This window comes from Amycolatopsis sp. NPDC048633 (assembly GCF_040650695.1).
GTDB lineage: Bacteria > Actinomycetota > Actinomycetes > Mycobacteriales > Pseudonocardiaceae > Amycolatopsis.
Map to the genome: position 1 here is coordinate 44,155 of NZ_JBEZHS010000039.1, position 15,058 is coordinate 59,212.

At 70.5% G+C, this 15,058-nt stretch carries 15 protein-coding genes; 14 read left to right on the forward strand and 1 reads right to left on the reverse strand.

Features of this window, described 5'->3' with window-relative positions; translation table 11 throughout:
- The first annotated feature begins 20 nt into the window (after positions 1-20).
- From AB0C38_RS41980 to AB0C38_RS42040, 13 genes are all read left to right on the forward strand, one after another.
- The gene (locus tag AB0C38_RS41980; RefSeq protein WP_360684434.1) at positions 21-1,400 is read left to right on the forward strand and encodes an FAD-dependent monooxygenase; all 1,380 of its coding nucleotides are present in this window, start codon (positions 21-23) and stop codon (positions 1,398-1,400) included.
- A gap of 8 nt (positions 1,401-1,408) precedes the next feature.
- Entirely contained in the window at positions 1,409-2,401 is a 993-nt protein-coding gene (locus AB0C38_RS41985) for an LLM class flavin-dependent oxidoreductase (RefSeq protein WP_360684437.1), read from the forward strand.
- Between the two features lie 466 nt (positions 2,402-2,867).
- Complete coding sequence (locus AB0C38_RS41990) at positions 2,868-3,662, forward strand: ABC transporter permease (RefSeq protein WP_360684440.1); 795 nt, start codon at positions 2,868-2,870, stop codon at positions 3,660-3,662.
- A 2-nt stretch (positions 3,663-3,664) separates the two neighbouring features.
- Positions 3,665-4,516 (forward strand): ABC transporter permease, encoded by an 852-nt coding sequence (locus AB0C38_RS41995; protein ID WP_360684443.1) that lies wholly within the window; start codon positions 3,665-3,667, stop codon positions 4,514-4,516.
- Complete coding sequence (locus AB0C38_RS42000) at positions 4,513-5,787, forward strand: MCE family protein (protein ID WP_360684446.1); 1,275 nt, start codon at positions 4,513-4,515, stop codon at positions 5,785-5,787. The genes AB0C38_RS41995 and AB0C38_RS42000 overlap by 4 nt, the downstream gene beginning before the upstream one ends.
- The gene (locus tag AB0C38_RS42005) at positions 5,784-6,788 is read left to right on the forward strand and encodes an MCE family protein (RefSeq protein WP_360684449.1); all 1,005 of its coding nucleotides are present in this window, start codon (positions 5,784-5,786) and stop codon (positions 6,786-6,788) included. The genes AB0C38_RS42000 and AB0C38_RS42005 overlap by 4 nt, the downstream gene beginning before the upstream one ends.
- Complete coding sequence (locus AB0C38_RS42010) at positions 6,785-7,768, forward strand: MCE family protein (protein ID WP_360684452.1); 984 nt, start codon at positions 6,785-6,787, stop codon at positions 7,766-7,768. The genes AB0C38_RS42005 and AB0C38_RS42010 overlap by 4 nt, the downstream gene beginning before the upstream one ends.
- Positions 7,765-8,799, forward strand: a complete 1,035-nt coding sequence (locus tag AB0C38_RS42015) for an MCE family protein (protein WP_360684454.1) — start codon at positions 7,765-7,767, stop codon at positions 8,797-8,799. The genes AB0C38_RS42010 and AB0C38_RS42015 overlap by 4 nt, the downstream gene beginning before the upstream one ends.
- Positions 8,796-9,857 carry an MCE family protein gene (locus AB0C38_RS42020; RefSeq protein WP_360684456.1) on the forward strand — a complete coding sequence of 354 codons (1,062 nt, stop codon included), beginning with the start codon at positions 8,796-8,798 and terminating at the stop codon, positions 9,855-9,857. Before AB0C38_RS42015 ends, AB0C38_RS42020 begins: the two co-directional genes overlap by 4 nt.
- A complete protein-coding gene (locus AB0C38_RS42025; RefSeq protein ID WP_360684459.1) occupies positions 9,857-11,056 on the forward strand; it encodes an MlaD family protein in 1,200 nt (399 codons plus the stop codon). The genes AB0C38_RS42020 and AB0C38_RS42025 overlap by 1 nt, the downstream gene beginning before the upstream one ends.
- A complete protein-coding gene (locus AB0C38_RS42030; RefSeq protein WP_360684462.1) occupies positions 11,044-11,547 on the forward strand; it encodes a hypothetical protein in 504 nt (167 codons plus the stop codon). Before AB0C38_RS42025 ends, AB0C38_RS42030 begins: the two co-directional genes overlap by 13 nt.
- Positions 11,544-12,320: a hypothetical protein gene (locus AB0C38_RS42035; protein ID WP_360684465.1), complete on the forward strand. Its 777-nt coding sequence runs from the start codon at positions 11,544-11,546 to the stop codon at positions 12,318-12,320. The genes AB0C38_RS42030 and AB0C38_RS42035 overlap by 4 nt, the downstream gene beginning before the upstream one ends.
- Positions 12,321-12,388: 68 nt before the next feature.
- Positions 12,389-13,033 carry a hypothetical protein gene (locus tag AB0C38_RS42040; RefSeq protein WP_360684468.1) on the forward strand — a complete coding sequence of 215 codons (645 nt, stop codon included), beginning with the start codon at positions 12,389-12,391 and terminating at the stop codon, positions 13,031-13,033.
- A gap of 43 nt (positions 13,034-13,076) precedes the next feature.
- Here AB0C38_RS42040 and AB0C38_RS42045 read toward each other — a convergent pair whose 3' ends face one another.
- Positions 13,077-13,949 carry a hypothetical protein gene (locus tag AB0C38_RS42045; protein ID WP_360684553.1) on the reverse strand — a complete coding sequence of 291 codons (873 nt, stop codon included), beginning with the start codon at positions 13,947-13,949 and terminating at the stop codon, positions 13,077-13,079.
- Between the two features lie 443 nt (positions 13,950-14,392).
- Between AB0C38_RS42045 and AB0C38_RS42050 the strand changes: the two genes are divergently transcribed.
- Positions 14,393-15,031 (forward strand): DUF6801 domain-containing protein, encoded by a 639-nt coding sequence (locus AB0C38_RS42050; RefSeq protein ID WP_360684471.1) that lies wholly within the window; start codon positions 14,393-14,395, stop codon positions 15,029-15,031.
- Positions 15,032-15,058: the final 27 nt, after the last annotated feature.

The following is a 15,058-nucleotide window of genomic DNA, read 5'->3' on the forward strand; positions in this document are numbered from 1 at the left end:
CTGACAACGAGGAGGACGTCATGGAGGTCGCGGTGATCGGCGCGGGCCCGGTGGGCCTGATGCTGGCGGCGGAGCTGCGGCTCGGCGGGGCCGACGTAGTGGTCCTGGACCGGCGAGCCACGCCGGACGAGCGGCCGCGGGCGAACGGGCTCGGCGGCCGGATCGTCGAGCAGCTCGACCACCGCGGCCTGCTGGAGCGGTTCCGGGCCGAGGCGGCGTTCGCCGGGCCGTTGCCCGGGTTCCCGTTCGGGCCGGTGCCGCTGAACTTCGCCGGACTGGGCACGCCGATGCGCGGCCTGATGCTGCAGCAGCCGCGGATGGAGGCCCTGCTGGCCGCACGCGCGACCGAGCTCGGCGCCGAGATCCGGCGGGGTCACGAGCTGGTGGATCTCGACACCGTCCGAGGCCCGGACGGCTCATATCGGCTGGCGGCGCGGTACATCGTCGGCTGCGACGGCGCGCACAGCCGCGTCCGCGAGCTGGCCGGGATCGGGTTCCCGGGCACGACCGACGACGAGCTGATGCGCCTCGGGCACTTCCGGGCCGACCTTTCCCTCTTCACGACGGTGCCAGGGCTGGTGCGGGGCTGGAACCGCCGGCCCGGCGGCCGGGTGCTGGTGACGTCGCTGACGCCGGGCGTCGTGATCGCCGGTGTCCGGGAGGTGGCGCCTGAGCCGCCGGGCGAGCCGACGCTCGGCGAGTTCCGCGACGCCGTGCGGCGCGTGCTGGGCACCGACCTGCCGCTGGACGAGCCGCTGTGGCTGTCGCGGACGGTCAGCTCCGCCCGGCTCGCCGAGCGGTACCGCGCCGGGCGCGTGTTCCTGGCCGGCGACGCGGCGCACCTCTTCCCGGCCGGCGGCTCCTCGCTCAACGTCGGGCTGCTGGACGCGGTCAACCTCGGCTGGAAGCTCGCCGCCGTCGTGCGCGGTGCTGCTCCCGAGAGCCTGCTCGACAGCTATCACGCCGAGCGGCACCCGGTCGCCGCGCGGACGTTGACCCAGACCCGCGTCCAGGCGCTGCTCGACCGCCTGACCGGCGAGGACGGCGACGCGCTGCGGACGCTCTTCGGTGAGCTGGCGGCCCTTCCCCAGGCGACGCGGCACCTCGCCGGGCTGATGCGGGACGCCGACGAGCTGCCGTACGTGCCCGACCTGCCCCTGACCGTCGATGGCCGCACCACGCGCGTGGCCGAGGTCATGCGCGCGGCGCGTCCGGTGCTGTTCGACTTCGCCGACCGCGCCGACCTGCGGGAAGCAGCCGGCCCGGACGTGAAGATCATCACGGCGGACTGCCCGGACGCCCCGGCGGAGGCGCTTTTCGTGCGCCCGGACGGCGTCGTCGTGTTCAGCGGGGACGATCCGGTGGCGCTGCGGGAAGCAATGGCGACACCGGGGCGTTGACCCCGGTTGTGAGCTCACTGCCTGACGTGCCGCTGTCCGTGCTCGACCTGTCCCCCGTGTCCGAGGGGACCAGTGTCGGCGAGACGCTGCGAAACACCCTCGACCTCGCCCGCGCCGCGGAGCGGCTGGGCTACCACCGCTACTGGCTGGCCGAGCACCACAACATGCCCGGCATCGCCAGCTCGGCGACGGCCGTGCTGATCGGCCACGTCGCCGGCGCGACCGAGCGCATCCGCGTCGGCTCGGGCGGGATCATGCTGCCCAACCACGCGCCGCTGGTGGTCGCCGAGCAGTTCGGCACCCTGGAGGCGTTCCACCCGGGCCGCATCGACCTCGGCATCGGCCGCGCGCCGGGCACCGACCAGCGGACGGCGCTGGCACTGCGCGGCCCGGGCGGGCTGTCCGCGGAGAACTTCCCGGAGCACCTGCAGGAGCTGATCGGCTACTTCACCCATTCGGAGGCACGCGGCGTCAACGCGGTGGTGGCCGAGGGCAACCAGCCGCCCGTGTGGCTGCTGGGCTCGAGCGGCTTCAGCGCCCAGCTGGCCGGGCGGCTCGGGCTGCCGTTCTCCTTCGCGCACCACTTCGCCGCGGAGAACACCATCCCGGCCGTGCAGCTCTACCGGGAGAACTTCCGGCCCGGAGTGCTCGACGAGCCGTACGTGATGCTCGGCGTGTCCGTGGTCGCCGCGGAGACCGACGACCGCGCCCAGTTCCTGGCCGGGCCGTCCGGGCTGACGTTCCTGAGCCTCCGCCGCGGCCGCCCGATCGCGCTGCCGACGCCTGAGGAAGCGGCCGAGTACCCGTACACGGAGATGGACCGCGCCTTCCTGGCCGAGCGCTTCGGCTCGAGCATCGTCGGCTCGCCGGAGACGGTCCACAAGGGACTCGAACAGTTACTGGCCGACACGGGCGCGAACGAGCTGATGATCACCACGATGGTCCACGGCCACGCGGACCGCGTCCGGTCGTACGAACTGATCGCCGGCCTCAAGTCCTGACCGTGTTCAGGAGGTCGACACGCGTGTTCGAAGGGTCGACACGCGTGACTGGACGGACGACACGGCGAGGCCTACCCTCCTGCGGCGTGTCGACCCTCTGATCACGCGTGTCGACCTCGTGATCACGCGTGTCGACCCTCCGGACACGCCGAAAGGGCAGGTCCGCGCGGGCGATGAACGGGTCCCGCATCCGGGACGGGATTTTCTTTTCCTTCTTTGACAACAAGATCCGGTCCGTTTGTCGACGCCTGACAAGAAATGCGCGGTTACCAGCCCGTGACCGCGTGATCCTGCTCAAGTTCTTGTCTCCCAGCAGGGCCGTGGTTAGCGTACCGACCAGTAGGAAACGGCACGGTGACCCCCGAGACCGTGAATGGCCGACAATTATTACCCCGTTCGGACCATTTCCCCTTGCTCATCTCGGGTGTATTCGACGTGCCGCCGAAACCGCTGGGGAGGCACACGAATGGCCGAACGGACGACGACGCCGTCGTTCCCCGGGGCCGCCGCGTTGCGGCAGACCGGACGGCTCTACGGGCTCGGCCTCGACGTCGTCCGGCTGACGTTCCGCCGCCCGTTCCAGGTGCGTGAGCTGATCCAGCAGTTCTGGTTCATCGCGAGCGTCTCGATCCTGCCGACGGCGCTGGTCTCGATCCCGTTCGGCGCGGTGATCGCGCTGCACATCGGGTCGCTGACCACGCAGATCGGCGCGCAGTCCTTCACCGGCGCGGCCAGCGTGCTCGCGATCATCCAGCAGGCCGCCCCGATCGTGACGGCGCTGCTCATCGCCGGCGCCGGCGGCAGCGCGATGTGCGCCGACCTCGGCTCGCGCACCATCCGGGAAGAGATCGACGCCATGGAGGTCCTCGGCGTCTCGCCCGTCCAGCGGCTGATCGTGCCGCGGGTGCTCGCCGCCATGGGGGTCGCGGTTTTCCTCAACGGCATGGTGAGCGTCGTCGGCGTGCTCGGCGGCTACTTCTTCAACGTGATCATGCAGCACGGGACGCCGGGGGCCTACCTCGCCAGCTTCTCGGCGCTGGCGCAGTTGCCCGACCTGTGGATCAGCGAGATCAAGGCGGTCATCTTCGGCTTCGTCGCCGGCGTGGTCGCCGCCTACCGGGGGCTGAACCCCAAGGGCGGCCCGAAGGGCGTCGGCGACGCCGTCAACCAGTCGGTGGTCATCACGTTCCTGCTGCTGTTCGTGCTGAACCTGGTGCTCACCACCGTCTACCTGCAACTCGTGCCGCCCAAGGGGAGCTGAACGTGACGACCACGGAAGTCCCCAAGTCCGCGCGGGTGCGCGAGGCCGTCGACCGCCGGTTCGGGTTCCTCGACACCCTCGGCGACCAGATCCTGTTCTTCCTGCGCGCGATCGCCTGGATCCCGCGGGCGCTGCGCCGCTACCTGCGCGAGGTCGTCCGGCTGCTGGCCGAGGTCAGCTTCGGCAGCGGCGCGCTCGCCGTCATCGGCGGCACGATCGGGGTGATGATCGGGATGACCGTCGCCACCGGCACGGTCGTCGGCCTGCAGGGCTACTCCGCGCTCAACCAGGTCGGGACGTCGGCGTTCGCCGGGTTCGTCTCCGCCTACTTCAACACCCGCGAGATCGCCCCGCTGGTGAGCGGCCTCGCCTTGAGCGCCACCGTCGGCTGCGGCTTCACCGCTCAGCTCGGCGCGATGCGGATCTCCGAGGAGATCGACGCCCTGGAAGTCATGGGCATCCCCAGCGTCCCGTACCTGGTGACGACGCGGGTGATCGCCGGTTTCCTCGCCGTCATCCCCCTCTACGCGATCGGCCTGCTGTCGAGCTACCTCGCCTCACGCCAGATCACCGTGTGGTTCTTCGGCCAGTCCGCGGGCACCTACGACCACTACTTCCTGCTGTTCCTCCCGCCCGGCGACGTGCTGTGGTCGTTCGGGAAGGTCCTCGTGTTCAGCGTCGTCGTGGTGCTGGCCCACTGCTACTACGGCTTCCGCGCGAGCGGCGGCCCGGCCGGTGTCGGCGTGGCGGTGGGTCGCGCGGTGCGCACCGCGATCGTCGCGATCAGCATCATCGACTTCTTCCTGTCCCTGGCGATCTGGGGTGCGACGACCACCGTGCAGGTGGCCGGATGAGACGGGAGACCCGCCGCAAGGCCGGGATCCGCACCGCGGGCGTGCTGTTCCTGGTGGTCATGGGCGTGCTCGTGACGCTCTCGATCAAGGTGTACGACAAGGACTTCGTCAGCACGGTCCCGGTGACGCTGAAGGCGAGCCGCATCGGCAACCAGCTCTCCCCGGGCGGCCAGGTGAAGGCCCGCGGCGTGCTCGTCGGCGAGATCCGCGACGTCCGGGCGACGCCGCAGGGCGCCGAGATAGCGCTTGCCCTGGAGCCGGGCAAAGTGGACATGCTGCCGCGCAACGTCTCCGCGCTGCTCGTGCCGAAGACGCTGTTCGGCGAGCGGTACGTCCAGTTGTCCATTCCGGACGGTGCGAAGGACTCCCATCTGGTCGCGGGCGACACGATCGAGCAGGACCGCTCGACCAACGCGATCGAGCTGGAACGCGTCTTCGACAACCTGCTCCCGCTGCTCAAGGCCGTCCAGCCGCAGAAGCTCGCGACGACGCTGACCGCGGTCTCGACGGCGCTGCAGGGCCGCGGCGAGCAGCTCGGGCAGACGATCGGCACCGCGGCGGACTACCTGAAGGACTTCAACCCCGACCTGCCGACGCTCACCAAGGACATCCACGACCTGGCCACGGTTTCGCACCTCTACGGCGACATCGCTCCCGACCTGCTCGACGCGCTCACCTCCTCCGCCGTCACGCTCAACACGGTCAAGGAGAAGCAGGCCGACCTCGCCGGGGTCTACCAGCAGGTGACGTCGTCGTCCCAGGAGGTCACGAACTTCCTGCAGAACAACCGCGACAACCTCATCGCGCTGGCCGCCGACAGCCGCGCGCCGCTCGAGATCGCCGCGAAGTACTCCCCCAGCTTCGCCTGCACCATCGGTTCGCTGAGCGCCCTGAAGGAATCCATGGACAAGGTCCTCGGCGTCACCCGGAAGGAGCCGGGCCTGCACGCCGAGGTCACGGTGACCGCCGACAGCGGCAAGTACCTGCCCGGCCGGGACGACCCGCGCTTCACCGGCGGCGGCGAGCCGCGCTGCTACCCCTCCGGCGTCGCCCCGACCACCGGCACCGCCGCCGCGGCCCCGGGCAGCACTGGGCACCCGCTGCTCACCGGCGGCCAGGGCGACCTCGGCGTCGCGAACTCCCCGCAGGAGGAGCAGCTGCTGGCCACGCTCGTCGCGCCGTCGATCGGCGTGCCGGCCGCGCAGGTCCCGGAGTGGAGCAGCGTGCTCGTCGGGCCGCTCTACCGCGGCACGGAGGTGAAGCTCAAGTGAGGAACATCGCCTCCCCGCTCATCAAGAGCCTCATCTTCATCGCGGTCACCGTCCTCGCGACGACGCTGCTGGCCGTGTCCATCACGAACTCCGGCGTCGGCGGAAACGAGCGGTACACGGCGAAGTTCCTCGACGCCACCTCGCTCAACGCCGGGGACGACGTGCGCATCTCCGGCGTCCGCGTCGGCCAGGTCGAGTCCCTGGAGATCAGCGACCACAACCGGGCGCTCGTCGGGTTCTCCCTCGACCAGGGCCGCCGGCTGCCCGCCGACGTCCAAGCGGTCATCAAGTACCGCAACATGGTCGGGCAGCGCTACATCGCGCTCGAACGCGGCACCACCGGCACCCGGGACCAGCTGCCCGAGGGCGGCGAGATCCCGCTCGAGCGCACGACCCCCGCCCTGGACCTCACCGACCTGTTCAACGGCTTCAAGCCGCTGTTCCAGGCGCTGTCGCCGAACGACGTCAACGAGCTCTCCGGCGAGATCGTCCAGGTGCTGCAGGGCGAAGGCGGCACCGTCGAAAGCCTGCTGGCCCACACCGGCTCGCTGACCACCACCCTCGCCGGGCGCGACAAGGTGATCGGCGAGGTGATCGGGAACCTCAACTCGGTGCTCAAGACCGTCAACGGCAAGGGTGACGCGCTGGCGAACCTGGTGTCCACGCTGCGGCAGCTGGTGTCCGGCCTGGCCGGGGACCGCGCCGCGATCGGCGACGCCATCAGCGGGATCGGGGACCTGACGCAGTCGACCGCCGGCCTGTTCGAGCAGGCGCGCCCCCCGCTGAAGGAGAGCATCGCCGGGCTGCAGGAGGTGGCCGGCACGCTGGTGCAGAACCAGTCCGATGTGGACAGTTTCCTGACGAACCTCCCGGTCAAGTTCACCGAAATCGGCCGCGTCGCGTCCTACGGCACGTGGATGAACTTCTTCCTCTGCCGCGCCACGCTCCAGACCACGCCCCCGCGCGGTGTGTTCGTCCCGACGGCGAGGTGCGACTCGTGAAGTCCTTCAAGGAACGCAACCCGATCGCCCTCGGCGTGGTCGGCAGCGTCACGCTGGCCGCGCTGCTCACCGTCACGTTCAACTACGACAACCTGCCGGTCGTCGGCGGCGGCACCACCTACGAGGCCGAGTTCTCCGAGGCCGCCGGCCTCCAGGCGGACGACGAGGTGCGGATCGCCGGCATCAAGGTCGGCGCGGTCCGTGACGTCGAGCTCGCCGACGACCACGTCCTCGTGTCCTTCCGGGTCAAGGACGCGTGGATCGGCGACCGCACGACCGCCGACATCAAGATCAAGACGTTGCTGGGCCGCAAGTTCCTCTCGCTGAACCCGACCGGCGACGGCGTGCAGGACCCGGACCAGCCGATCCCGCGCACCCGGACCGTCACGCCCTACGACGTCACCGACGCGTTCAACGGCCTGGCCGACACGGTCGGCGCCATCGACACCAAGCAGCTCGCGGACAGCTTCACCACGCTGTCCGACACCTTCCGCAACTCCCCCGAGCACGTCCGCAGCGCGCTCGACGGCCTGTCGCAGCTGTCCAAGACGGTGTCCAGCCGCGACGGCGAGATCGCCGAGCTGCTGGCCAACGCGCGGAAGCTGACCACGACGCTGGCGAACTCCAACGAGGACTTCGAGAAGCTGATCGACGACGGCAACCTGCTGCTGACCGAGCTGAACCACCGCCGCGACGCGATCCACGACCTGCTCACCGGCTCGGCGCGGCTGGCCGACCAGCTCCGCGGCCTGGTCGCGGAGAACTCCGACCCGCTCAAGAAGGCGCTGCAGTCGCTGGCCCAGGTGACCGACCTGCTGAAGAAGCAGAACGACAACCTCACCCAGGGCCTGCGGCTGGCCGGGCCGTACTTCCGCGTGGTCACCAACACCACCGGCAACGGCCGCTGGATCGACGCCTACCTCTGCGGCCTGCTGCCGGAGAACCACGACCCCTGCACCGCGCCGGGAGGCACCAAGTGAGCGCGCTGACCACCACCCGCGCGGGGGTCCTGACCACCCGGTTCGTCGCCGCCGCGATCCTGCTCGCGCTGGTCGTGACGGCCGCGCTGTGGTGGGTGTTCTCCGGGTCCGGGCAACACCACGTGACGGCGTTCTTCTCCCGCGCGGTCGGCGTCTACTCCGGCTCCGACGTCCGCGTGCTCGGCGTCCGCGTCGGCCAGGTCGACTCGGTCACCCCGCGCGGCGAGCAGGTGCAGGTGGACATGACCCTCGACGGCTCGGTCGGCATCGCCGAGGACACCACGGTGTTGGTGATCGCGCCCAGCGTCGTCGCCGACCGCTACGTCCAGTTCGCCAAGCTCGCCCGCGGCGGGCCGCGGCTGCCGGACGGCGCGTCGATCCCGGTGCAGCGCACCGCCACCCCGGTGGAGCTCGACCAGCTCTACGCCAGCCTCGACACGCTGTCGAAGGCCCTCGGCCCGAACGGCGCGAACTCCCAGGGCGCGCTGTCGGACCTGCTCAAAACCGGCGCGCAGAACCTGCAGGGCAACGGCCAGGCGTTCAACGACAGCGTCCGCAACTTCGCCCAGCTCGCCCGGACGCTGGCCGGCAACTCGGGCGACCTGTTCGGCACCGTCGACGAGCTGCAGCGGTTCACGACCATGCTCTCCACCAACGACCAGCAGGTCAGCGGCGTCAACCAGCAGCTGTCGCAGATCTCCGGCACGCTGGCCGCGAACAGCGGCGAGCTGGCCCACGCCCTCGACAGCCTCGGCCAGGCGCTCGGCGACGTCCAGGCGTTCATCCGGGACAACCGCGGCGCGATCAAGTCCAATGTGGACAACCTGGTGACGACGACGCGGACGCTCGTCGAGCAGCGCCAGTCGCTGGCCGAAACGCTCGACGGGGTGCCGCTGGCGGTGTCGAACGTCCTCAACGCGATCGACCCGGCGACCGGGCGGCTGATGGGCCGGAGCAACGTCGACTACTACCTCGAGCCGCTCCCGCTGCCGGTCACCGGGGACGTCTACACGAACGGGGCTGGGCGATGAAACGGCTCCTCACCGTCGTGGGCATCGGGTGCCTGGTCCTCACGGGCTGCTCCTCGGGCGAGTTCAAGGGCGTCTACGACCTGCCGCTGCCCGGCGGCGCCGACCTCGGCGACCACCCGTACGCGGTGACCGCGCAGTTCGCCGACGTCCTCGACCTCGTGCCGCAGGCGGCCGTCAAGGTCGGCGACGTCCCGGTCGGGCGGGTGCGGGAGATCCGGCTGGGCGGCGACGGGTGGACGGCCGAAGCGGTGCTGGACGTCAACGGCGGCGTCGTGCTGCCGGCCGGCGCCGTCGCGCGGCTGCGCCAGTCCAGCCTGCTCGGCGAGAAGTTCGTCGAACTGGCCCCGCCGGACGGCGAAGCGTCGAACGCCGGCGGCGCGCGGCTGGCGAACGGCGCCACGATCCCCTTGTCCCGCACGAACCGCAACCCCGAGTTCGAAGAGATCTTCGGCGCCCTTTCGCTGCTGCTCAACGGCGGCGGGATCGGCCAGCTGCAGACCATCAACCGCGAGCTGTCGAAGGTGATGGACGGCAACGAAGGGCAGATCCGCTCGTTCCTGTCCGGGGTGAACACCCTGATGACGGACCTGGACGCGCACCGGTCGGACATCACCGAAGCGCTGGACGGGCTCAACCAGCTGTCCGCGACGCTCGCGAACCGCCACGAACAGGTCTCCGGCGCGCTGACCGACCTGACGCCGGGCCTGCAGGCGCTCACCGACCAGCGCACCCAGCTCGTCTCGATGCTGCAGGCGCTGGACCGGCTTTCCACGGTGGCCACCGACGTCGTCGACCGCAGCCGCGACGACATGGTGGCCGACCTGCGCGCGCTCGCGCCGATCCTGGACCAGCTGGCCGAAGCCGGGGCCGATCTGCCGAAGTCGCTGCAGATGCTGCCGACGTTCCCCTTCCCCGACTCGGTGCTCCAGGCGATCAAGGGCGACTACGTCAACGCATACGCGTCGATGGTCCCGGCCGCCGGCGTGCCGTTGCCCCCGCCCGGCGAAGGCGTGCCACCCGGCCTGCCGCCGCTCCCGATCCCCTCGGGAGGTCAGTGATGCTGACGCTCAGAGTGCGGGTCCAGGTGGTCCTGTTCGTCGTGATCGCCCTGGCCACCACGGCTTTCGTCGGCGCGAACTACGCCGGGCTCGGCCGCCTGTTCGGATCCGGGAGCTACTCGGTGAAGCTCGAGCTGGCCGAAGGCGGCGGGCTGTTCACCAACGGCGAGGTGACCTACCGCGGCGTCGCCGTCGGCCGGGTCGGCGAGCTGCGGCTGACCGTCACCGGGACCGAGGCCGACCTGCTGATCGACGACGGCGCGCCGCCCATCCCGGCGGACTCCCGCGCGGTGGTGGCGAACCGGTCGGCGGTCGGCGAGCAGTACGTCGACCTTCAGCCGCGCACGGGCGACGCGCCGTACCTCGGCGAAGGCTCGGTCATCCGGCGCGAGTCGACGACGCTGCCGCTGCCGGTGAACAGCCTGCTGACGGACCTGGACTCGTTCACCGCGTCGGTGCCGACCCAGGACCTGCGCACGGTGGTCGACGAGCTCGACGACGCCCTGCGCGGCGCCGGCCCGGACCTGCAGACGTTGATGGACTCGGCGACGACGTTCACGCACGAGGCGAGCGCGAACCTGCCGCAGACGTCGAAGCTGATCAACGACGGGGCGACGGTGCTGCGGACGCAGGTCGACTCGTCGTCGGAGTGGCGTTCGTTCAGCGGCAACGCTCGTGTCTTCGCCCAGCAGCTGGCTCGTTCCGACGGCGATCTGCGCCGGCTGATCGCGACCGCGCCGCCGGCGGCGACGGAGCTTTCGTCGTTGCTGAAGGAAAACGACCCCGGGCTGCCGATCCTGCTGGCCAACCTGCTGACGACGGCCCGGGTGTTCGGCACCCGCACCGCGGCGGAGGAGTCGCTGCTGGCGAACATGCCGCGCGCGGTGGCGGGCGTGGGGTCGGCGCTGAACCCCCGCGGCGACGCGCTGCGGATGGGGCTGGTGCTGAACTTCGACAACCCGCCGCCGTGCGTCCAGGGCTACGAGGGGACACAGCACCGGCCGAGCGACGATCTTTCCCCCCTGCCGCTCAACACCGGAGCGGCCTGCACGCTGCCGTACGGGAACGAGAGCTCGGTGCGCGGCGTGCAGAACGCACCGCACCCGCCGGTGCCGGAGCCGGCGCTGCCGGGCGGCCTGACCGGACTCGACGGGCAAGCGACGTCGACGAGCCTCGAGGAGATGCTGTGGCTGCGCTGAAGCAGGGGGCGGTGGTGGTCGCGGCGGCCGCGGCCGTGTTCGCCGGCTGGTCGGGCTACTCGTGGTACGCGGCGTCGCATGATGCGTCGCTGACGTACGGGGTGGCCCGCGACGAGGCGTTGTCGAGCGGCCGGACGCTGGTGGCGGAGCTGAGCAGCCTCGACTACCACGACGTGAACGGCGGGCTGGGCAAGTGGCTGGCGGCCTCGACGGGTCCCCTGCACGACCAGCTGGCCCGCACGGACCCCAAGACGAAGGAAACCCTGACGGCGAACGCGACGGTGGCGACGGGCCGGGTCCTGGACGCGGCGCTCAGTGAGCTGGACGAGCACGCGGGCACGGCGAAGATGCTGGCCTCGGTGGAGATCACGATGGCGAAGGAAGGAACGGCCCCGGCGGTGAAGCGCAACCGCTTCGCGGCGGCGCTGTCACGGACGGCCGACGGGTGGAAGTTGAGCGCGCTGGACCAGCTCCCGGTGGGTGCGCGATGAACCGCGCGAAGGTGATCGAAGTGCGGGACGAGGAGGCTCCGGCCGAGGTGGAGTCCCGGGGCGGGGAGCGCGAGGGCGGGGCCGAGAGCCGCGGGACCAGCGGCAGCTCACCCGCCACCGAGCCCAGCGCCGGCGAAGCCGGGGCCGGTGGCGAAACCGACCAAGCATCCGAGGCCGAGCCCAGGCCGATTGCCGAGCCGGCCGAAGCCACCGAAGACGAAGCGGAACCGGCGGAAGCCGAGGCCGCAGCCCCCGCCAAGCCCCGCCCCGCCTGGCTCCGCCTGCCAGCCCTCATGCTCGCCGCCGCCCTGGTCCTCACCGGCGCCGGTGTCTGGTTCACCCTCGAAGCCCGTTCCGCCTCCGGCAACCCCGCCGCCGACAACCTCGCGCTCACCGATGTCGGGGCCACCGCCGATGTCACCTCCGCCGTCACCCTCGCGATGAACCGGATCTTCTCCTATTCCTACGACAAGACCGACGTCACCGAAAAGGCCGCCGCCGCGGTGCTGCGGGGGTCCGCCAAGGATTCCTACGACAAGCTCTTCGCCCAGGTTCGACAGAAGGCGCCCGAGCAGAAACTCGTGCTCACTTCGCGCGTTTCGACGATCGCCGTTCAAGAACTCCAGAATGGTCACGCGCGGTTACTCGTCTTTCTCGATCAATCAGCCGTCCGGGCTGACAACAATGCAACCGACAGCGCCGCGGCGCAGCTTTCCGTGACCGCGGAACACACGGGTGACGGCTGGGTCGTCACCGCACTCGAACCGCGCTGAACCGACGAGTACTTCACCGTTTCCGGGAGCACCCGGAAGCGGTCGGGAAACGCAAAAGGAGGACACCCATGTCCGTGGCAACGCAGCTGAGGAGAATGGCCGTGCTCACGTCGGCGGCGGCCGTCGCGCTGACCGGGGTCGTGGTGACCCCGGCCTCGGCCGACGTCATCCCGATCCCCGTCTCGTACAAGGTCACCGGCAGCACCACGGTGAAGAAGACCGGCAGTGCCATGCAGCTCGGCCCCGGCTCGCTCAAGGGCAACCTGCTGATCGACGACCAGACCGGCTCGGTCGGGCTCAGCGCGGACCTGGCGCTGCCGCCGTCGCAGGCCGACATCTCCCTGCTGTCGGGCATCTTCCGGATCAAGGCCAAGGTCAAGGTGACCCCGCTCGGCCCGGCCACCGGCACGATCGCCGACGGCAACCTGACCACCAAGGCCAAGGCCAACATGGAGATCTACGACATCTGGGCCGGCCCGATCATCCCGATCATCCCGCTGCCGACCGTCCCGGGCAGCTGCAAGACGAAGACCCCGCTCGACCTGACGCTGTCCGCACAGGACATCGACATCACCGCGCCGGCCATCACGGTCACCGGCACCTACACGATCCCCGAGTTCAACAACTGCTTCATCGCCGACATCGCCCTCGGCGCCCTGATTTCGGGGCCGGGCAACACCATCACGCTCGACCTGGCCAGCGACGCCACCTGAGCCGACCCCGGGTGGCGGGCCCCGTGCCCGCCACCCGCCGGCGTCAGCAGGGCGCGGCCGGATCTTCCTTCAGCGCGAAGCTGTCGTTGTCCCCGGCCGAGACGGCGATCACCGGGCCACACCAGGGGAAGTAGGACTCGCCGACGAAGTTCGAACCCCAGAGCACCACCGAGCCGTCGGTCTTGAAGGCCACGTTGTGGTTGAACCCGGCGTCGATGCCCGCGACGTCGGACAGCGCTTCCGGCGGCACCTCGGTCTGGTGGAAGTTGTCGCGGCCCCAGGCGTAGACCTGGCCGTTCTTCAGCGCCAGGCTGTGGTTGAACCCGGCGGACACCGCCGTGACCCCCGACGAAAGCCCGGCCGGCACCGTCGCCTGCCCGTAGGTGTTGCTGCCCCAGGCCAGCACGCCACCGTTCTTGAGCGCCAGGTTGTGGTCGCCACCGGCGGAAATCGCGCTCACGCCGGACTGCGCGGCGGCCGGCACGTCGGTCCGGGTCCCCCAGCTCACGACCTGCCCGCCCTGCTTCAGCGCCAGGCTGTGCATGTTGGACGCCGAGATCGCGAGCACGCCGCTCGACACCGACGCCGGCAGCGTGGTCTGGCCGTACCAGTTGTTGCCCCAGGCCAGGACCTTGCCGTTCTTGAGGGCCAGCTCGTGCCCCCAGCCCGACGCGATCTGGCTGACCCCGGAGGTCGCCGCGGCCGGGATTTCGTTGGCGCCCCAGTTGTTCGCGCCCCACGCGAGGACCGCGCCGCCCTTCAGCGCCAGCGCGGTGGTGCTGCCCGCCGAAACCGCGGTGACGCCGGCCAGCGCGTCCGGCGGCGGGATCGTCACGTCGTAGTCCGGCTTGCCCCAGGCGATCACGCCGCCGACGGTGGCCGCGGAAGCCGGCGGTGCGAACGCCGAGGCGGCCATCGCCGCCGTCACCGCGAATGCGGCGCCCTTCAGTGTTACCCGTCCACAACGGGAAGTACCCGGCACGGTAGCCTCATTTCTCCGGTTTCGTTATCCGGGATTGCTTCGGCAAGATCACAAATGGTAGACCGTAGCGAACGGCAGTTCGCCGCGGCGGCCGTTCTTTGTCAAAATCCGCCAAATCCGCTCGCGCGGCTACGCCGTCGCGCACAAGAAACTGATACCGCCCACCGCCGCCTCACCCACGCCGGCGTGAAGTCTTGTTCCTTACTGAACTGGCGAGTAGCCTCGATTTCGGCAGATGGACCTCCACCTCGCACGCCGGTGAATCGCGTCCCGCCGCTCGGGGCAATGGGGTCGGGCGAACGCGATGGGGGATCAACGGCGACGAGCAATCGATCAGCCAAAGCCGAGACTGAACTGAATCAAAGGAGATGACAGGTATGTCCCGACTCAGCAGGCTGTCCGCCGGTTTCGCCACCACCGCGACCGCCATCGGCGCCATCGCGGTGCTGACCGCGGGCACCGCGGCCGCGGCCACCACCACCTACACCGCCGGGGGCACGGCGGGCATCACCTACAACTGCACCTTCCCCGGCATCTCGCCGCAGCCGGTCGCGATCACCGCACACCTCGACGCGGAGGACGTCGTCCCGGCCGGCACCACCATCACCCCGGCCAACGTCGGCGGCAGCGCGACGATCAGCGCGACCGTCCACGCGCTGCTGACCGCGGTCGGCTACGACGGCATCCGCGGCAAGGCGACGGTGCCGGTCACGGCGTCGGCGGGCACGCTGTCGCAGCCGTCGGCCAGCGGGCTGGACATCCCGGAGGTGATCTACCCGACCGGCGGGCCGATCACCGTGGTCATCTCGCAGGACGCGGGCTCCAGCATCCCGAACTGGACCGCGCCGGCCACCGCGGGCAGCGCCACCCTGTCGCTGACGAGCGGGCTGTCGGCGAACCTGGAGTTCCACAAGAAGTCGACCAACACCTGGTCCACGTGGACGATGAACTGCACCCTCAAGGTGACGAGCCCGGCGCAGAACACCGCGTTCAGCCCGAGCATCACCGTTTCCTGACCGGGTTTCCCGGTGCGGGCACCCGCC